Annotated in this window: 17 protein-coding genes and 1 tRNA gene; 16 read left to right on the forward strand and 2 right to left on the reverse strand. The window is 63.5% G+C overall.

Annotated features, from left to right (window positions below):
* The first annotated feature begins 101 nt into the window (after window positions 1–101).
* The 7 genes from rph (at window position 102) to LB520_RS26540 (ending at window position 5,600) form a co-directional block, all read left to right on the forward strand.
* Window positions 102–818 carry a ribonuclease PH gene (gene rph, locus LB520_RS26510; protein WP_027169620.1) on the forward strand — a complete coding sequence of 239 codons (717 nt, stop codon included), beginning with the start codon at window positions 102–104 and terminating at the stop codon, window positions 816–818.
* A 184-nt stretch (window positions 819–1,002) separates the two neighbouring features.
* Window positions 1,003–1,413, forward strand: a complete 411-nt coding sequence (locus LB520_RS26515) for a VOC family protein (RefSeq protein WP_095767929.1) — start codon at window positions 1,003–1,005, stop codon at window positions 1,411–1,413.
* Window positions 1,413–2,105 carry an RdgB/HAM1 family non-canonical purine NTP pyrophosphatase gene (rdgB, locus tag LB520_RS26520; protein WP_224607249.1) on the forward strand — a complete coding sequence of 231 codons (693 nt, stop codon included), beginning with the start codon at window positions 1,413–1,415 and terminating at the stop codon, window positions 2,103–2,105. The genes LB520_RS26515 and rdgB overlap by 1 nt, the downstream gene beginning before the upstream one ends.
* Entirely contained in the window at window positions 2,102–3,274 is a 1,173-nt protein-coding gene (gene hemW / locus LB520_RS26525) for a radical SAM family heme chaperone HemW (protein WP_224639907.1), read from the forward strand. The genes rdgB and hemW overlap by 4 nt, the downstream gene beginning before the upstream one ends.
* Window positions 3,275–3,909: 635 nt before the next feature.
* Window positions 3,910–4,218, forward strand: coding sequence for a hypothetical protein (locus LB520_RS26530; protein WP_224639908.1), 309 nt, complete (start codon window positions 3,910–3,912; stop codon window positions 4,216–4,218).
* Between the two features lie 115 nt (window positions 4,219–4,333).
* Window positions 4,334–5,230: a 16S rRNA (cytidine(1402)-2'-O)-methyltransferase gene (gene rsmI, locus LB520_RS26535; RefSeq protein WP_224639909.1), complete on the forward strand. Its 897-nt coding sequence runs from the start codon at window positions 4,334–4,336 to the stop codon at window positions 5,228–5,230.
* Entirely contained in the window at window positions 5,223–5,600 is a 378-nt protein-coding gene (locus LB520_RS26540) for a YraN family protein (RefSeq protein WP_095767933.1), read from the forward strand. The genes rsmI and LB520_RS26540 overlap by 8 nt, the downstream gene beginning before the upstream one ends.
* Window positions 5,601–5,851: 251 nt before the next feature.
* Here LB520_RS26540 and LB520_RS26545 read toward each other — a convergent pair whose 3' ends face one another.
* Window positions 5,852–6,652: an undecaprenyl-diphosphate phosphatase gene (locus LB520_RS26545; RefSeq protein ID WP_224639910.1), complete on the reverse strand. Its 801-nt coding sequence runs from the start codon at window positions 6,650–6,652 to the stop codon at window positions 5,852–5,854.
* Window positions 6,653–6,813: 161 nt separating this feature from the next.
* Here LB520_RS26545 and LB520_RS26550 point away from each other — a divergent pair, with 161 nt between their 5' ends.
* The 9 genes from LB520_RS26550 (at window position 6,814) to LB520_RS26590 (ending at window position 15,723) form a co-directional block, all read left to right on the forward strand.
* A complete protein-coding gene (locus tag LB520_RS26550; RefSeq protein WP_040986376.1) occupies window positions 6,814–7,506 on the forward strand; it encodes a glutathione S-transferase family protein in 693 nt (230 codons plus the stop codon).
* Window positions 7,487–8,638 (forward strand): tRNA epoxyqueuosine(34) reductase QueG, encoded by a 1,152-nt coding sequence (queG, locus tag LB520_RS26555; RefSeq protein WP_224639911.1) that lies wholly within the window; start codon window positions 7,487–7,489, stop codon window positions 8,636–8,638. Before LB520_RS26550 ends, queG begins: the two co-directional genes overlap by 20 nt.
* A gap of 12 nt (window positions 8,639–8,650) precedes the next feature.
* Window positions 8,651–9,553, forward strand: coding sequence for an SDR family oxidoreductase (locus LB520_RS26560; protein WP_224639912.1), 903 nt, complete (start codon window positions 8,651–8,653; stop codon window positions 9,551–9,553).
* Between the two features lie 126 nt (window positions 9,554–9,679).
* Window positions 9,680–10,762 (forward strand): penicillin-insensitive murein endopeptidase, encoded by a 1,083-nt coding sequence (mepA, locus tag LB520_RS26565; RefSeq protein WP_224639913.1) that lies wholly within the window; start codon window positions 9,680–9,682, stop codon window positions 10,760–10,762.
* A gap of 213 nt (window positions 10,763–10,975) precedes the next feature.
* Entirely contained in the window at window positions 10,976–11,995 is a 1,020-nt protein-coding gene (locus tag LB520_RS26570; protein ID WP_224639914.1) for a glucokinase, read from the forward strand.
* A 119-nt stretch (window positions 11,996–12,114) separates the two neighbouring features.
* On the forward strand, window positions 12,115–13,986 hold the full coding sequence (locus LB520_RS26575) for an ABC transporter ATP-binding protein (protein ID WP_224639915.1): 1,872 nt from the start codon (window positions 12,115–12,117) through the stop codon (window positions 13,984–13,986).
* Window positions 13,983–14,804 carry a 4-hydroxy-tetrahydrodipicolinate reductase gene (gene dapB / locus LB520_RS26580; protein ID WP_224639916.1) on the forward strand — a complete coding sequence of 274 codons (822 nt, stop codon included), beginning with the start codon at window positions 13,983–13,985 and terminating at the stop codon, window positions 14,802–14,804. The genes LB520_RS26575 and dapB overlap by 4 nt, the downstream gene beginning before the upstream one ends.
* A 36-nt stretch (window positions 14,805–14,840) precedes the next feature.
* The gene (locus tag LB520_RS26585; RefSeq protein WP_224639917.1) at window positions 14,841–15,461 is read left to right on the forward strand and encodes a 2,3-bisphosphoglycerate-dependent phosphoglycerate mutase; all 621 of its coding nucleotides are present in this window, start codon (window positions 14,841–14,843) and stop codon (window positions 15,459–15,461) included.
* Between the two features lie 177 nt (window positions 15,462–15,638).
* Window positions 15,639–15,723 (forward strand) — tRNA-Leu (locus LB520_RS26590).
* A 153-nt stretch (window positions 15,724–15,876) separates the two neighbouring features.
* On the opposite strand, the gene LB520_RS26595 is transcribed toward LB520_RS26590, so the two are convergent.
* A complete protein-coding gene (locus LB520_RS26595) occupies window positions 15,877–17,589 on the reverse strand; it encodes an ATP-dependent nuclease (RefSeq protein WP_224639918.1) in 1,713 nt (570 codons plus the stop codon).
* Window positions 17,590–17,732: the final 143 nt, after the last annotated feature.

Genomic DNA, 17,732 nt, shown 5'->3' on the forward strand with positions numbered 1-17,732 from the left:
CGCGGCCCGTTTTCCTGCGCGGCGTCCTTTTCCTTTGCGACTTGCCCCGCATGCGTCTACAAGCCGGCCACGATTCCGGAAACGACAAGAAAGAAGGTCGAATGCGCCCCTCCAAACGCCAAGCCGACGAAATGCGCGCCATCTCCTTCGAACGCGGCGTCTCCAAGCACGCCGAAGGCTCGTGCCTGGTGAAGTTCGGCGACACGCATGTCCTGTGCACGGCGAGCCTGGAGGAAAAGGTGCCGGCCTGGATGCGCAATTCCGGCAAGGGCTGGGTGACGGCCGAATACGGCATGCTGCCGCGCTCGACCGGCGAGCGCATGCGGCGCGAAGCCTCCGCCGGCAAGCAGGGCGGCCGCACGCTGGAGATCCAGCGGCTGATCGGCCGCTCGCTGCGCGCCGTGGTCGACCTGCAGGCGCTGGGCGAGCAGCAGATCACCGTCGACTGCGACGTGATCCAGGCCGATGGCGGCACCCGCACCGCCTCGATCACCGGCGGCTGGGTGGCGCTCTACGATTGCCTGCGCTGGATGGAAGCGCGCCAGATGGTGAGCGTCGCCAAAGTGCTGAAGGACCATGTCGCGGCAATTTCCTGCGGCATCCATGACGGTCAGCCGGTCATCGACCTCGATTACCTCGAGGATTCCTCGGCCGGCACCGATGCCAATTTCGTCATGACCGGCAAGGGCGGCATCGTCGAGATCCAAGGCACGGCCGAGGGCGAGCCTTTCTCCGAGGAGCAGTTCGCGGCGCTGATGGGCTTGGCGAAGAAGGGTATTTCGCGGCTGGTGAGCCTGCAGCAGATGGCGGTGGCTTAGGGTTTCCAATGCCGAGCCTAGGCCCCCCTCTCTGGCCTGCCGGCCATCTCCCCCTCAAGGGGGGAGATTGTATGTCACGCCGGCTTTCGCCAATCACCAATGCTGCAGAAGAGGTGCCGGCGCGGCCACAGCTAATCTCCCCCCTTGAGGGGGAGATGGCCGGCAGGGCAGAGAGGGGGGCCTCGTGATACCCTCCGCAATTCTCGAATCCGCCCTCTACGTCACAGACCTACACGCCGCCGAAGCCTTCTACCGCGACATCATCGGCCTCGAAGCCTTGGGCAAGGTCGAAGGGCGCCACGTCTTCTTCCGCTGCGGCGACGGCGTATTGCTTCTCTTCAATGCCGACGCTACGAAAATCCCGCCGGCGCCGGACGCTCGGCTGAAGGTGCCGCCGCACGGCACGGCCGGCGAAGGGCACCTCTGCTTTGCGGCAACCGCCGATGAAATCGCTGCATGGCGCAAGCATCTGTCCGCCAACAACATCGCCATCGAAAGCGATTTTGAATGGCCGCAGGGCGGGCACTCGATCTATATCCGCGACCCGTCGGGCAATTCGATCGAGTTCGCCGAGCCAAGGATCTGGGGTTTCTGATGCACTCGCAACCTTTTCATTCCCTTGGGGAAAAAAAGATCGTCGTCGCCAGCCACAATGAAGGCAAGCTGCGCGAATTCGCCGACCTGATGGCGCCGTTCGGATTCGAGGCGAAATCGGCCAAGGAATACGGCCTGCCCGAACCCGACGAGACCGGCACCACCTTCGAGGAGAACGCCTATATCAAGGCATATGCCGCCGCCAAGGCGACCGGCCTGCCGGCGCTGTCGGACGATTCCGGGCTCTGCGTCGACGCGCTCGACGGCGCGCCCGGTGTCTACACCGCCAACTGGGCCGAGACGCCGGACGGCAGCAGGGATTTCGGCATGGCCATGCAGCGCACCGAGGTGGCGCTGCAGGAGGTTGGCGCTACGGAGCCCGCGCAGCGCACCGGCCGCTTCGTCGCCGTCATCTGCCTGGCATTTCCCGACGGCGAGGCCGAATATTATCGCGGCGAGGCCGAAGGCAGGCTGGTGTGGCCGCCGCGCGGCACGCTCGGCTTCGGCTACGATCCGGTGTTCCTGCCCAACGGTTTCGACAAGACTTTTGGCGAGATGAGCGCGCAAGAAAAGCATGGCTGGAGGCCCGGCCAGGCGACGGCGCTTTCGCACCGCGCCCGCGCCTTTCAGAAATTCGCCGAAGTGCGATTGAATTTGGCCAGATTGGATTTGGCGCGATCAGGATCCGCATGAGCGCAGTGCCCCTACCGCTCGACCGCAGCCCCGGCTTCGGCGTCTATATCCACTGGCCGTTCTGCGCGGCCAAGTGCCCTTATTGCGACTTCAACAGCCATGTCCGCCACCAGCCGGTCGACCAGGAGCGTTTTGCCCGCGCCTTCGAGACGGAGCTAAAGACCATGCGGGCCCGCACCGGGCCACGCGAGGTGACCAGCATCTTTCTCGGCGGCGGCACGCCGTCGCTGATGAAGCCGGAAACGGTGGCCGCCGTCCTGGAGGCCGTGGCGAAGAACTGGACGGTGCCGGCCGGCATCGAAGTGACGCTGGAAGCCAACCCGTCCTCGGTCGAAGCCGAGCGTTTCCGCGGCTATCGCGCCGCCGGCGTCAACCGCGTCTCGCTCGGCGTGCAGGCGCTGAACGACAAGGATCTGCGCTTCCTTGGCCGGCTGCATAATGTCGAGGAGGCGCTGCACGCCATTGGCCTCGCGCGCGAAATATTTCCGCGCCTCTCCTTCGACCTGATCTACGCACGGCCCGGCCAGACACCGGAGGCGTGGGGGGCGGAGCTGGAGCAGGCGATTGGCTATGCCGTCGACCACCTGTCGCTCTATCAGCTGACCATCGAGGAGGGCACGCCCTTCCACGCGCTTTACGCGGCACGCAAATTCACGCTGCCCGACAACGATCATGCCGCCGACCTCTACGCGCTGACGCAGGAGGCAACGGCGGCGCAAGGCCTGCCGGCCTATGAGATTTCCAACCACGCGCGGCCGGGCGCCGAGAGCCGGCACAACCTCACCTATTGGCGCTATGGCGAATATGTCGGCGTCGGCCCCGGCGCGCATGGCCGCTTCGTCGAGAACGGCCGCCGCACGGTGACGATCGCGGAAAGAATGCCGGAGACCTGGGCCAATCTGGTCGAGGCCAAAGGCCACGGCGTCACCGGCGGCGAGATCCTGACGCGTTCCGAGGAGGCGGACGAGTTCCTGCTGATGGGACTGCGGCTGGCCGAAGGCATCGACCTGCAGCGCTACGAGGCGCTCTCGGGTCGCGGCCTTTCAAGCGCGCGGCTCTCGGTGCTGCAGGAAGAAGGCCTGGTGGCGCCTGTCGGCAACGCCGGCCTGCGCGCCACGACGGCGGGGATGATCGTGCTGGATGCGGTGGTGGCGGATTTGGCCAGGTAGCGCGGCAGCCGACTGGTTTGTCAGTCTGCCCGATGATGTTAGATATCGGCCTGCCCTAGCCGAATGCCATTTCCACGCATCCAATGGGACCTGCAATGAAGTTCCTGATTCATGAGACGCTGCGAACTTTAAACACGGATGACGTTTTTGAGTTTGGATTGACCGAGATTTCGAAATCCCGTGCGCATCCCGACTTCTATGAAGCAGTGACCGTATTCAGCAGAAACCGGAAATCGAAGAAACACAAAACATCGGGCTTGAGCGAGTTTGACTTCGTGCGCAGCTTCATGACTTATGTCGGGATAAATTTAAGGACAATCGCAAAAGACGATTCGATAGAATTCGACTTGAACGGACTTACTCTGGATCAGTACATACCGCTTACGAAATCAATACGCGAGATTATGGACGAGTAGCGCTGGTTTCCCCTCTCTGAGATGTGGCGTTTCCCGCGCGTTCGTCATTCTCGGGCTTGACCCGAGAATCCATTCCGTGACCAACGCGCAGGACGCTGCGGAGCAGAATTCTGCACCGTCAGCGACGCTTCAATGTAACGGCCTGGACTCCAGGGTCTGCGCGCGTCGCTTCGCTCCTTGCTTCGCCCTGGAATGACGAAGTGGGGCCGCTCGCGGCCAATGACGATTGGACGCGACGCCTTAAGCGTCGTGCTTCTGGCGGTGCTTGCCGCGGTGCTTCTCGCCATGCGCCTCGCCGTGACGGACAGGCTTCTGGTCGGCCTTGTCGCGGCGCGCGCCGGACTCGGCGGCGATGGGGTGTGGAGGGATGCCCTCGCGGGCGGTCTTGCTTTCAAGTCGGCTGATAAAAATATCGAAGCGATTGGGCATCGTTCGGTCCTGCCTCCTCCCGGGGAATCAGGGGTTAAATTCGCCGATGTGGGTTTCGTTCCGCACTGTGGCAAAGGCAAGGCGATTTCGTTGCGTTGACCTCACGTTTTGCAACGGGGCGTCAGCCATGCGAAACAGCCTTGGTTCTTACGCAATTCCGGACGGAAAACCGCGACACACTTTTCCTGGAATTGCTCGGAATGAGGGGCATTCGGTGACCGGCGACAAACGCAGCTATCTGATCGGACAGAGCGAGATCGCGGCGCGGCCGCTTCAGCCGGCGCTCTATCTGGTGGCGACGCCGATCGGCAACCTGGCCGACATCACGCTGCGCGCGCTGGAGACTCTTGCCGCCGCCGATATCGTCGCCTGCGAGGACACGCGCGTCTCGCGCGTGCTGCTCGAACGCTACGGGATCCGCCGCCGCACGACTGCTTATCACGAGCACAATGCGAGTGAGGCCGGGCCGAAGCTGATTGAGGCGATGGCTGCCGGGCAGAGTGTGGCGCTGATCTCGGACGCCGGCACGCCTTTGGTCTCCGATCCCGGCTACCGGCTGGTCGGCGAGGCGCTGGAGCATGGCATTCGCGTCGTGCCGATCCCGGGGCCATCCGCCGCGCTCGCCGCGCTGACTGCGTCGGGCCTGCCGTCCGATGCCTTCCTGTTCGCCGGCTTCCTGCCCGTGAAGACAGGGCAGCGGCTGACCAAGCTCGAAACGTTCAAGGCGGTGCCGGCGACACTGATCTTCTTCGAATCGCCGCGCCGTCTGGCGGAGACGCTTGGCGCGATGGTCGAGGCGCTGGGCGGCGCCCGGAAGGCCGCGATCGGCCGCGAACTGACCAAGACGTTCGAGGAGATGCGCACTGGCACGCTGGCCGAACTGGCCGACCACTATACCGCGGCAGACACGCCGAAAGGCGAGATCGTCATCTGTGTCGGCCCGCCGGAAGCGGCGGAGGATCAGCCAGCAGACATCGACCGGCTGCTTTTGTCCTTAGCCGCCGAAATGCCGGCATCCAAGGCAGCGGCGGAAGCGGCGAAAATGACCGGCGGCCAGAAGCAGGCGCTTTACCGCCGGCTGATCGAGCTCAAGGCGGACGGGGATGGCTGAACGCACGGTCGGCCATCGCCGAAAGGCCTATCGGCGCGGTCATCGCGGCGAGTGGCTGGCGGCGCTGGCCCTGATGCTGAAAGGCTATCGCATCCTTGCCCGCCGCCACCGCACCAGGCTCGGCGAGATCGACCTCATCGCCCGGCGCGGCGACCTCGTGCTGTTCGTCGAGGTCAAGGCGCGGCGGACATTGATCGAGGCTATGGAAGCGATCGGCCGCGAATCGGAGCGCCGCATCGAGGGCGCCGCGGATTTGTGGCTGTCGCGCCAGCCGGATTACGGCCGGCTGTCGATGCGCTTCGACATGGTGGCGGTGCTGCCCTGGCGCTGGCCGGTGCATGTCGAGAACGCGTTTTACGGGAAGAGTTGAGGGTCTGCCCAACGGCGATGGGCTGGCGGGACAGCGCCCCCCTCTGGCCTGCCGGCCATCTCCCCCCACGAGGCCCCACGAGGGGGGAGATCAGATGTCGCTCTCACTTCGCCAATCGCCAACGTTGCAAGAGGTGGTGCCGCTGGCGGAACTGCTAATCTTCCCCCTCGTGGGGGAGATGCCCGGCAGGGCAGAGGGGGGGCGCGAAGGAACTCGACGAAGCAGTATAAGAGAGCGACCTCAGTTCACCCCTAGACCATCAGCGCCGCCAACCCGAGTCCTCCAACCACCAGCCGCCACCAGCCGAACAGCGAATAACCGTTGCGCGAGACGTAATCGAGCAGGAAGCGCACCACGATGAGCGCGGTGACGAAGGCGGCGATGAAGCCGACGGCGATGATCGGCAAATCGGCCGAGGTCAGCACGTTGCGGTTCTTGAAAAGATCGAAGGCGAAGGCGCCGACCATGGTCGGCATGGCGAGGAAGAAGGAGAATTCGGCCGCCGCGCGCTTGTCGACGCCCATCAGCAGCGCGCCGACGATGGTCGAGCCGGAGCGCGAGGTGCCGGGGATCAGCGACAGGCACTGGAACAGGCCGATCTTGAGATAAACGCTCAACGGGAAGTCCTCGACATCATGGTGGACCGGCTTGAGGTTGATGCGGTCGACGATGAGCAGCACCACGCCGCCGATGATCAGCATGATGCAGATCAGCCGGGGCGATTCGAACAATATGGTCTTGATGAAATCATGCCCCAGCGCGCCGATGACGGCGGCCGGCAGGAAGGCGATCAGGATGCCGACGACGAAATGCCGGGTCTGCGGATCGCTGGGCAGCTTGATCAGCATCTGCCACAGCTTGCCGAAATAGACGCTGAGGATCGCCAGGATCGCGCCGAGCTGGATCAGGATCTCGAAGGCCTTGCCGGTGGAGTGGAAGCCGAGGAAATGCCCGGCAAGCAGGATGTGGCCGGTCGAGGACACCGGGATGAACTCGGTCAGGCCCTCCAGCAACCCAAGCAGCAGCGCTTCGACGATGGTCTGGCTTTCCATGGCAACCTCTGCTTTTGAATGACGGCTAAGGGAAGGGCTTGCTTGTCATGGGGCGGAAGTCCCCCTATAGGTCGCAACACCATGACAGTCCCTGGAATCGGGCGGCCAAGACTTATCGGCGCTGACACCGATTCGCCAGTGCGCCTTTTCATCGCGGAACCATGCTGACGCTTTTCCATCATCCCATGTTTGCCACCTGCCGCTTCGTGCGCCTCGCTTTCGGCGAGTATGGCGAGGAGTTGGCGCTGATCGAGGAAAAGCCGTGGACGCGGCGCAAGGAGTTCCTGGCGCTGAACCCGGCCGGCACGCTGCCGATCCTGCTCGCCGAAGGCGACGTGCCAATCGTCGGCGCCATGGTGATCGCCGAATATCTCGACGAGACGCGCGGTGTGCTCAAGCGCGACAAGCGGCTGTTCGCTGAGGACCCGATGCAGCGCGCCGAAATCCGCCGGCTGACCGACTGGTATCTGGCGAAGGCCGAAAGCGAAGTGACGCGGCATCTGGTGCGCGAGCGCGTGCTGAAGCCGGTCATGCCGGAAACCGCCGGCGGCGGTTCGCCGGACTCGGCCGCCATCCGCGCCGCGCGCGCCAACATCCGCCAGCACATGAAATACACCAATTGGCTCGCCGGCACGCGCCATTGGCTGGCCGGCAACAAGGTAACCTACGCCGATCTCGCGGCGGCGGCGACGCTTTCGGTGCTCGATTATCTCGGCGAGATCGACTGGCGCGAACATGGCGCCGCGCGCGAATGGTACACGCGGGTGAAATCGCGGCCGTCGTTCCGGCCGCTGCTTTCAGACCGGGTGCGCGGCCTTTCGCCGGTATCGCATTATGCGGACCTCGACTTCTGAAACCTTGCGCGCGCTGATCGAGGCGGAGGCGCGCCGCGCCGGCTTCGAGGCTGTCGCGATGACCCGGCCGGACGCGATCCCGCTGGCGCCGGCAAGGCTCGCCGAATTCGTCTCCGACGGCTTCCACGGCTCGATGGAGTGGATCGCCGAGACGATTCAGCGCCGCGCCGAACCTTCGACACTATGGCCGGAGGTCCGCTCGATCATCGTTCTCGCCATGAATTACGGCCCGGACCATGATCCGCGCGCCATCCTCGAGAAGCGCGACCGCGGCGCGATCTCGGTCTATGCGCAGAACCGCGACTACCACGACGTGATGAAGGGCCGGCTGAAGGAGATCGCCGGCAAGATCGTGGCGAAGGCAGGCGGCGACGTGAAGGTGTTTGTCGATACGGCACCGGTGATGGAAAAGCCTCTTGCCGAAGCGGCCGGACTCGGCTGGCAAGGCAAGCACACCAACCTGGTCAGCCGCGCGCATGGCTCGTGGCTGTTCCTCGGCACTATCTTCACCACGGCCGAGCTGGAGCCGGACCAGGCCGAAATCGACCATTGCGGCTCCTGTCGAGCCTGCCTCGACGTCTGCCCGACCGGCGCGTTCCCCGCGCCCTACCGGCTCGATGCGCGGCGCTGCATTTCCTACCTGACCATCGAGAACAAGGGGCCGATCCCGCGCGAGTTCCGCGACAAGATCGGCAACCGCATCTATGGCTGCGACGATTGCCTGGCCGCCTGCCCGTGGAACAAGTTCGCCAGCGCGGCATCCGAGGCAAAGCTGGCCGCGCGCGCCGATCTTCGCGAGCCGCCGCTTTCGGAGCTGCTCGCGCTCGACGACGCGGCGTTCCGCGCTTTCTTCTCTGGCTCGCCGATCAAGCGCATCGGCCGCGACCGCTTTGTCCGCAACGTGCTGATCGCCGCCGGCAATTCGGGCGACGCTTCGCTAACGCCCATTGTGCGTCGCCTGCTGGGCGACGCTTCGCCGCTGGTGCGGGGTGCGGCAATCTGGGCCCTGTCGCGACTGCTCTCCGACCGCGAATTTGGCGATCTTGCCGCCACAGCTGCGAAAGCCGAGACGGATGCGACGGTCCGCGAGGAATGGCTGGCGGTGCCGGCATATCCGGCGAAGGCCGATTGAAGGGGTTCATCGATGGGCGAAAGACGCTTCTTCATCTTCGGCGCCGGCTATTCGGCCAAAGCTTTCGCGCGGGCCAACGCGCAACACGCGCCGGTCGCCGGCACGACTCGGACGCCGGAGAAGTTCGAGGCGCTACGGTCGGCCGGCATCGAGTCCTTGCGATTCGACGGCGCACTATCGACTGAACTGGGTGAGGCGCTCGCAAGGACCACGCATCTCATCATCTCGATCGCTCCGGACGAGGCCGGCGACCCGGTGCTCAACGCCGCCAGCGAGACGATCCGGGCAAAGATGCCGGCGCTGGAGTGGATCGGCTATCTCTCGACCGTCGGCGTCTATGGCGATCATGGCGGCGCCTGGGTGGACGAGACCAGCGCGTGCCGGCCGGTGTCGAAGCGTTCGGTGATGCGGGTGGCTGCCGAACAGGAATGGCTGAAGCTTGGCCGGGCGATCGGCAAGCCGGTGGCGATCCTGCGGCTTTCCGGGATTTATGGACCCGGCCGCAACGCGCTGGCCAATCTCGAGGACGGCACCGCAAGGCGGCTGGTCAAGCCGGGACAGGTGTTCAACCGCATTCACTGCGACGACATTGCCGGGGCGCTCTGGCTTCTGGCGGAAAACAATCTCGGCGGCATCTTCAACGTCACCGATGACGAGCCGGCGCCGCCGCAGGACGTCGTGGCTTACGCCGCCGGGCTGATGGGGATCGAGCCGCCGCCCGAAATTCCTTTCGAGACTGCCCAACTTTCGCCCATGGCGCGGTCTTTCTATGGCGAGAACAAGCGCGTTGAGAATCAGGCGATCAAGGCGGCCGGCTACCGCTTCCGGTTTCCCAACTACCGGGTGGCGCTGGAGCGGATGTGGGCTGAGGGCAACTGGCGGGACGGAGCGCCGCGCAGCCCGATGCGAGGATGATGCCGGTGAAGGACGATCATCTTCTACTGCTTTGATCGCTGTGGGACGCGCGGCGTGGTATGATTCGTTCCTGATCAGATCGCTTGACGCGCGGCAAACGGATAGACTGGAGAGGGACCCAGCCTGATGAATTTGCGATCGCTGCCTGACCGCAAGCCGTTCCTGACCGCCGCCCTGGCGCTGGTGGCGCTCGCCGCGCTGGCGGCTGTCGCTATTTCGGCCGAACCTCGTGCCAAGGAGTTGTTCGGCGCCCGAAAGCTGCCGGCCGTAGCGCCTGCGCAATCCTTCGGCTTCTATTCGAAAGGCTGCTTCACCGGTGGCGTTGCGCTGCCGATGGACGGCCCGACCTGGGAAGTGATGCGCCCGTCGCGTAACCGGCGCTGGGGCCATCCGGCGATGATCGCGCTGATCGAGAAGCTTTCGCGCGATGCCCAGGCGGATGGCTGGCCGGGGCTTCTGGTCGGCGATGTCTCGCAGCCGCGCGGCGGACCGATGATGACCGGCCATGCCTCGCACCAGATCGGGCTCGACGCCGATATCTGGCTGACGCCGATGCCGAAGCGGCCGCTGACCGTCGCGCAGCGCGAGACCATGAGCGCGACGCTGATGGTCGACGAAAAAACGCATCTGGTGAAGGACGCGCTGTGGACGCCGGCGCATACGCGGCTTTTGAAGCGCGCGGCGAGCTATCCTGAGGTCGAGCGCATCCTGGTCAATCCCGGCATCAAGAAGAAACTCTGCGACACCGTCACCGGCGACCGCTCCTGGCTGCGCAAGATCCGGCCGTTCTGGGGCCACGACTATCATTTCCATATGCGCATCGGCTGTCAGCCGGGCTCGCCCTTCTGCAAGGGGCAAGAGACGACGCCGGACGACGATGGCTGCGGCAAGCCGCTGGCCTGGTGGTTCACCCAGGAGCCGTGGCGGCCGAACAAGAATCCGGATGCGCCCAAGGCGCGCGACCTGATGACGATGGCCAACCTGCCCAAGCAATGCCAGGACGTGGTCAATGCCCCGGACGCGCCCTCGCTGGAGGCCGTGACCTATCATGGCGGCGGCGATGCCGCGGTGGCCGTGGCCGAACCGCAGCCGACCGAGCCGGCGGAAACGATCGCCAGCGGCAACGCCGCGATCCCGGCGGCGGCAAGCGCTTTCGCGCCGACGCCAAAGATCGGTATCCCGCTGCCAAGGCCAAGGCCCGGGAACTAGTGCGTTTCACCGTTTCACGAAGCGGCGAAACGCCCTATCTCTTCGCTTTGACGCAATTCCGGACGGAAAGCTACGGCGCGGGCGCCGAGCCCAACCGCTCTCACTTTTCCTGGAATTGCCCTGAGGCGCAAGCGGGCTTCCCCTTTGCGGGGTCATGCGCTAGTCAATCGATTGAAACGGCGCAGCGGCGCCGCAGCGAGGACGATCAAGAGCATGGCAGGCGAACACGAGAAGGGACTGCGGTTTCCGGTCCTGATCGGCGATATTGGCGGCACCAATGCGCGCTTCTCGATCGTGCTCGATGCCAATTCGGAAGCGACCGAGCCGCAGATCGTCCAGACGGCGAATTTCAAGACCATCGACGAGGCGATCCAGGCGGCGGTGCTCGACCGCTCGTCCATCCAGCCGAACTCGGCGGTGCTGGCGGTCGCCGGGCCGGTTGACGGCGACGAGATCCCGCTCACTAACTGCCCCTGGGTCGTGAGGCCCCGGCAGATGCTTGCCAATCTGGGTCTGGGCGAGGTCGTCGTGCTCAACGATTTCGAGGCGCAGGCGCTGGCCGTGGTGGCGCTCGGCGAAGAGCATATGGAAAAGATCGGCGGCGGCACGCCGGAACCCAATGCGAGCCGGGTCGTGCTCGGTCCCGGAACGGGTCTCGGCGTCGCCGGACTGATCTATGCGCTCGACCATTGGATACCGGTGCCGGGCGAGGGCGGGCATATGGATATCGGCCCGCGCACGCCGCGCGACTTCGAAGTGTTCCCGCATATCGACAAGCTTGAGGGCCGCATATCCGGCGAACAGATCCTGTGCGGACGTGGGCTCGTCAACGTCTACCGTGCCGTGGCCAGCACGGACGGCAGGCCGACGCCCTTGACCACGCCGGCCGAGGTGACCGCGGCGGCGCTTTCGAAGTCCGATCCGGTGGCTGAGGAGGCGTTGGCGCTGTTCGTCACCTGTCTTGGCCGCACCGCGGGCGACCTGGCGCTGGTGTTCATGGGTCGCGGCGGCGTGTTCCTGACCGGCGGCATCGCGCAAAAGATCGTGCCGGCGCTCAAAGCGGGCAATTTCCGCGCCGCCTTCGAGGACAAGGCGCCGCACCGCGCGCTGATGCGCGAAATGCCGGTCTACGTCATCACCCATCCGCTGGCGGCGCTGCTCGGGCTTGCCGCCTATGCCAGGACGCCTTCGCTGTTTGGCGTGCGGACGGCGGGGCGGCACTGGCGGGCGTGATCGCTCCGGCGCTCGGGACGGCGCGACGAAGTTTCGCCATAGGCAAGCCGTAGCCGGGGAGCTAAGAGGGTGCGAAAAAGGCGTCCTGACGTTTACGAGAACCCACGAAGCGCTTCGATTTGACACTTCAAAATCCAAACAAGGCAAAAAGCCGGCCCGCCGAGGTCACGGCGGTACTGCGCCGTATCGTCGCTGAAAACGGCTATGACCATCGCTGGTCCTATGCGGTCGTCATCGTCTGCTCGCTGCTGGTTTCGGGCGCGACCGCCTTCTCGGCCTGGGTCATGGCGCCGATGGTCAATCAAATCTTCTACGAACGGAGCAGCGACGCCGTCTTATGGATTTGCGCCGGCTTCATGGGCGCATTCCTGGTGCGCGGCTTTGCCGGTTACGGCCAGGCGGTGATGTTAGCCACGATCGGCAACAATCTCGTCGCCCGGTACCAGAAACGCTGTTTCGACCAACTGATGAAGCTCGGCGTCAATTTCTTCAACGATACGCGTTCCGGGCGCCTGGCGGCGCAGCTGGACGAGAATGTCGGCGGCATTCGCGATCTCTTGTCGCTGACGCTGATTTCCATCACCCGCGACGCGGTGACGCTGATCGGCCTCGTCGGCCTGATGGTCTACCAGGATCCGGTGCTGTCGCTCAGCTCGCTGCTGATCGGACCGCCGCTGATCTGGGCGGTCGTCTACATCACCCGCCGGGTGCGCAAGATCAACCGCGAATCCGTGCTGATCAACTCGCGGCTGAGCGGCTCGGTGCAGGAGGCAGTTCAAGGCATCGCCATCGTCAAGGCCTTCACCATGGAGGACGAGCTGGCCCGCCGCATCGGCATCATGGCCGATACGGCCGAGCAGCGCAGCAACAAGATCGCCCGCGTCTCCGAGCGGCTGTCGCCGATTTCCGACATGCTGGCCGGTCTCGCCGTTACCGCCGTCATCGCCTATTCCGGCTATCGGGCATTATATCTCGGCCAACCGCCGGGCGCGGTGTTTTCCTTCATCACCGCGCTGATTCTTGCCTATGATCCGGCGCGGCGCCTGGCGCGCATGCAGGTCACGATGGAACGCGCGCTGGTCAATGCGCGCATGATCTACGAGCTGCTCGATCTCGAGCCGAAGCAGGGCGACGCGCCCGACGCGGTTGAGGCGAAGATCACCACCGGCGAGGTGCGCTTCAACAATGTGACGTTCGGCTACAGCGCCGACATGCCGGTGCTGCGAAACCTGAGCTTCACCGCCGCCGCCGGCAAGGTGACGGCGATCGTCGGCGCCTCGGGCGCCGGCAAGTCGACGTTGGTGGCGCTGCTGCAGCGCTTCTACGACGTCGACCAGGGCTCGATCGAAGTCGACGGCCAGGACATCTCGAAGGTGACGAAGCGGTCGTTGCGCCAATCGATCGCCTATGTCTCGCAGGCGCCTTATCTGTTCGAAGGCACGATCCGCGACAACATCCGCTACGGCCGGCTGTCGGCCACCGACGCCGAGATCGAGCAGGCGGCGAAACAGGCGGCCGCCGACGATTTCATCCGCCAGCAGCCGCAAGGCTACGACACGCCGGTCGGCGAGAACGGCGTGACGCTGTCGGGCGGCCAGCGCCAGCGCGTCTCGATCGCGCGCGCCATCGTGCGCCAGGCGCCCATCCTTCTGCTCGACGAAGCGACCTCGGCGCTCGACAACGAGGCGGAAGCGCGCGTGCAGGAAGCGCTGACCCATGTCATGGAAGGCCGCACCACCATCGTGATCGCTCACCGGCTGTCGACCGTGGTCAATGCCGACCGCATCATCGTGCTGGAAGAGGGGCGGCTGGTCGAGGAAGGCACGCACGCGACGCTGATGGCCGACCCGCACAGCATCTATGCCCGCTTCCATCGGATACAGGGCAAGAAGGGGCTGGGGCTTGTCGACGACGTCAAGGCAAGCCAGACTTCGGCCCAAACTCCCGCATCGCGCAGCCGCGCCAAGAAGACCGTCAGGAGAAGCGCATGAGTGAAGCCGGCGATATGGGCCTGGTGGTGGTGGGCGCCGCCGGCCGCATGGGCCAGACGCTGATCCGCGCCATCCATACCATGCCCGGCGCGCGCGTCGCCGCCGCGGTCGAGCGGCCGGACTCGGCCCATCTCGGCAAGGATGCGGGCGAGCTCGCCGGCATCGGCATCATCAACGTGCCGATCGTCGACGACCCGCTGCCGGCCTTCGCCAAGGCCGACGGCGTGCTCGATTTCACGGCGCCCGCGGCAAGCGTCGAATTCGCCGGCTATGCCGCGCAGGCGCGCATCGTCCATGTCATCGGCACCACTGGCTGCTCGGCCGACGACAACGCGAAGATCGCCGCCGCCGCGCGCCATGCCACGATCGTCAAATCCGGCAATATGAGCCTCGGCGTCAATCTGCTGGCGGTGCTGGTCGAGCAGGCTGCGAAGGCGCTCGATTCCGACGATTTCGATATCGAGATCCTGGAGATGCATCACCGTCACAAGGTCGACGCGCCGTCCGGCACGGCGCTGCTGCTCGGCGAGGCTGCTGCGAAAGGGCGCGGCATTGATCTTGCAGGCAACAGCGTGCGGGTGCGCGACGGCCATACCGGCGTGCGCAAGACCGGCTCCATCGGCTTCGCAACGCTGCGCGGCGGCTCCGTCGTCGGCGACCACAGCGTGATCTTGGCCGGCACCGGCGAGCGCATCACGCTTTCCCACCATGCCGAGGACCGGGCGATCTTCGCGCGCGGCGCGGTGAAAGCCGCGCTTTGGGCCCGCGCGAAGAAGCCGGGGCTTTATTCCATGCGGGACGTGCTCGGCTTGAGCTGAGGCGTCTCTCTTCTGCAAAATCTCGAAGGAGCAAACATGTCGGGAACTCTCGTGCTCGTGCGCCACGGCCAGAGCGAATGGAACCTGAAGAACCTGTTCACCGGCTGGCGCGACGTCGATCTGACCGACCAGGGCACGGCGGAAGCGCTCGCGGCCGGCGAGAAGCTCAAGGTGCGCGGCCTGAAATTCGACATCGCCTACACGTCTGCCTTGAAGCGGGCGCAGAAGACCTGCCAGCACATTCTCGACATCGTCGGCCAGAGCGAGCTGAAGACGATCCGCGACCAGGCGCTCAACGAGCGCGACTATGGCGACCTCTCCGGCCTCAACAAGGACGACGCGCGCAAGAAATGGGGCGAGGAGCAGGTGCATATCTGGCGCCGCTCCTACGACATCGCGCCGCCCGGCGGCGAAAGCCTGAAGGATACCGGCGCGCGCGTATGGCCCTATTACCTGCACGAGGTGCAGCCGCATGTGCTGCGCGGCGAGACCGTGCTGGTCGCCGCGCACGGCAATTCGCTGCGCGCGCTGATCATGGCGCTGGACGGCAAGTCGGGCGAGGAGATCGTCAAGCTCGAGCTCGGCACCGGTGTGCCGGTGATCTACAAGCTCAACGCCGATTCCACCGTGGCGAAGAAGGACGTGCTGGAGGGGTGAGGCGTTGCAAGAAGGGCGCTGGCGCCGACGCCAGCCCTTTCTCCCCGTCACTATACGGGGAGAAATGCCCGGCAGGGCAATGAGGGGCAGCGCCTACGCTGGGAAGAAAGAGGGCCAACGCCGACGAAAAAACCGCGTTGACACATACCGTTTGCCCGCTTACTAGAGCGCCCACCAGCCCAGATGGCGGAATTGGTAGACGCGCACGGTTCAGGTCCGTGTTCCGCAAGGAGTGGAGGTTCGAGTCCTCTTCTGGGCACCATCTCATCCCGACTGCCAACGGGGATATCGCTTTCTAGATACGACATCCGCGATTAGCCGTAGCCTCTGAAGCAGGAGCGTAGCTCCGTCGGGAGATCCTGGGAAACCTCGCCGTTACATGGAAGAGTAGCGCACCAGGTGCTGCCTGCACGGGCTACTTGCTGTTCCATTGGGCTATCACTTCACAAAGCTGGTCCAATCGTGACTTTAGGTCCAAGTGCCCGACGATGTCGCCGACCTCGAGTGCTTCAACGGCGCTGTGAGCAATGGCGATCTTGTCGCCGCCAAAGGTTTTAAGCGCCGGCAGCGCCACGATATCGTCGTAACAATCGGCCTTCAGCGTCCCACCGGCCAATTTGTCCAAAACTCTTGGAGGAATATAGTTTTCAACCTCTCGCCCTTCAGTGATCCAAACGTATCCCCCCAAAGTCTCAAACTCCTGCTTTAGGCGAAGCTTCGTGTCGTTCAGGTGCATTCGAGGCTTTCGGGCCTTCTTGCCTTCGGAAGCTGGCTTTCCCCGATGGCGATCACTATCGATCAACAACGCTGCATTTCGATTCAACGCGAGAAGCGAAATCAGTTTATCACCCTCACCCGGGGCCAGGCCGTGCAAATGGGAGAGGAGCTTGCCTCCATAAAACATTATCGAGTAATGAACACCCTCTTTAAGTTGGCCGCTTGCGTTTAGAGTAATCCAGTTGTTCATGTAAATTCGATCGGATGGGCCCTCAACCCATATCACGCCATTAGCCTGCAATATGTCAGAAGCACGAATATCTAAGTCATCCAATATTTCTCGCCCGCGCCCGTAGCCAATTGCTACTTTTGCGGAAGCAGCAACTCCGTCGTGCTTTATATGAACTATTTGCGTATCACTACGCTTCGTAGACCAATCAATTCCTATTGGTGAATGAGTGGAAACGATCAATGAGAACTTCTTCTCCTCCCTTCGCCTTGCGAGAAAATTTAGAAGCCTCCGAAGCAAGGCTGGATGCAGGTTATTTTCTGGCTCCTCTAGTGAGAGAACTACTTTTGTCCAATCGATGTTATTTATCTTCGGAACCAAGCGCAGAGTGGCTAGGATAATAAAGATCGACTTAAGACTACTTCCCGATTGAGACAACCTGATATCGCCCTTTGAGTCTTCCCGCAGAAAGATCTCCCACACCCCTTCTTTGTTTTCACGGCACGTGATCGCGGTAAAGGAGCAATCTCCGAGGTATATCTCGTTCAGCTCACGAAGGAGTTCGATCTCAACCTCATTCCGAGGGAGATCGTCGCTATTTATGAACGCTCTGACGAGATTAGTAACGCCCCCACCATTCGGAGATATCGTCCTTTCGCTTCCCCTCGGCTCAGGCCTAACGTCACGCTCCGCAGCGACCTGCACCAATCGAAGATTTTCGAACGGAAATCCCAACGCCTGTGCTAGATTTTGCCGAAAGGGCCTCGGGATCGCTGTCAATTCTTGATCGGTACGCGGTATCTCTGCAAAATCTGCTTTCCAGTCGGGCCCATACCAAATCACTCCCCGTTTCGACAGGAGCCGCTTTCCGTAATGCCAATGGTTCCCCGGTAAGCTACCTCCACTTGTGGATTCATGAAAAACTTGCCTAAGCGCCAACTCTGTAACTTCCCGCTCAATAAGGATGGAGAAGGGTTTTCCGGACACATCGTGGTCAGCGCCAACGTACTTTTCACCCCGGGAAATACACAGGTTCATGGCGTCGACAAGAGAGGACTTTCCGCTGTTGTTTCTACCGATGATTACGTTGATCGGGCGAAAGCTTATCGGGTCGAACGCGTCCCGGCCAAAACTCTTAAAGTTCCTAATGGAGAACGCAATACCGTGTAACGGGTGTTCCAATTTGCTTCTCCGGATGTTTTTGGTGTCCTATTTTCGCGATCAGTAACGACAATCTAACTACTTAGCAATTTCGCGGCCTAGAAATTCGCTCCCTTCGCCAAACTCATAGTCGTGTCCATGTTGCACTCTGGGCCAAGGTCCAG

Source organism: Mesorhizobium sp. CA12 (assembly GCF_020165255.1).
GTDB lineage: Bacteria > Pseudomonadota > Alphaproteobacteria > Rhizobiales > Rhizobiaceae > Mesorhizobium.

Coding starts and splice junctions, on each gene's coding strand:
- hemW (WP_224639907.1), top strand. CDS start 2,102: ATGAGCGCAGTGCCCCTACCGCTCGACCGCAGCCCCGGCTTCGGCGTC.
- queG (WP_224639911.1), top strand. CDS start 7,487: ATGCGGACCTCGACTTCTGAAACCTTGCGCGCGCTGATCGAGGCGGAG.
- LB520_RS26585 (WP_224639917.1), top strand. CDS start 14,841: ATGTCGGGAACTCTCGTGCTCGTGCGCCACGGCCAGAGCGAATGGAAC.
- rdgB (WP_224607249.1), top strand. CDS start 1,413: ATGCACTCGCAACCTTTTCATTCCCTTGGGGAAAAAAAGATCGTCGTC.
- rph (WP_027169620.1), top strand. CDS start 102: ATGCGCCCCTCCAAACGCCAAGCCGACGAAATGCGCGCCATCTCCTTC.
- LB520_RS26540 (WP_095767933.1), top strand. CDS start 5,223: ATGGCTGAACGCACGGTCGGCCATCGCCGAAAGGCCTATCGGCGCGGT.
- dapB (WP_224639916.1), top strand. CDS start 13,983: ATGAGTGAAGCCGGCGATATGGGCCTGGTGGTGGTGGGCGCCGCCGGC.
- LB520_RS26545 (WP_224639910.1), bottom strand. CDS start 6,652: ATGGAAAGCCAGACCATCGTCGAAGCGCTGCTGCTTGGGTTGCTGGAG.
- LB520_RS26570 (WP_224639914.1), top strand. CDS start 10,976: ATGGCAGGCGAACACGAGAAGGGACTGCGGTTTCCGGTCCTGATCGGC.
- LB520_RS26560 (WP_224639912.1), top strand. CDS start 8,651: ATGGGCGAAAGACGCTTCTTCATCTTCGGCGCCGGCTATTCGGCCAAA.
- LB520_RS26530 (WP_224639908.1), top strand. CDS start 3,910: ATGACGATTGGACGCGACGCCTTAAGCGTCGTGCTTCTGGCGGTGCTT.
- mepA (WP_224639913.1), top strand. CDS start 9,680: ATGAATTTGCGATCGCTGCCTGACCGCAAGCCGTTCCTGACCGCCGCC.
- LB520_RS26550 (WP_040986376.1), top strand. CDS start 6,814: ATGCTGACGCTTTTCCATCATCCCATGTTTGCCACCTGCCGCTTCGTG.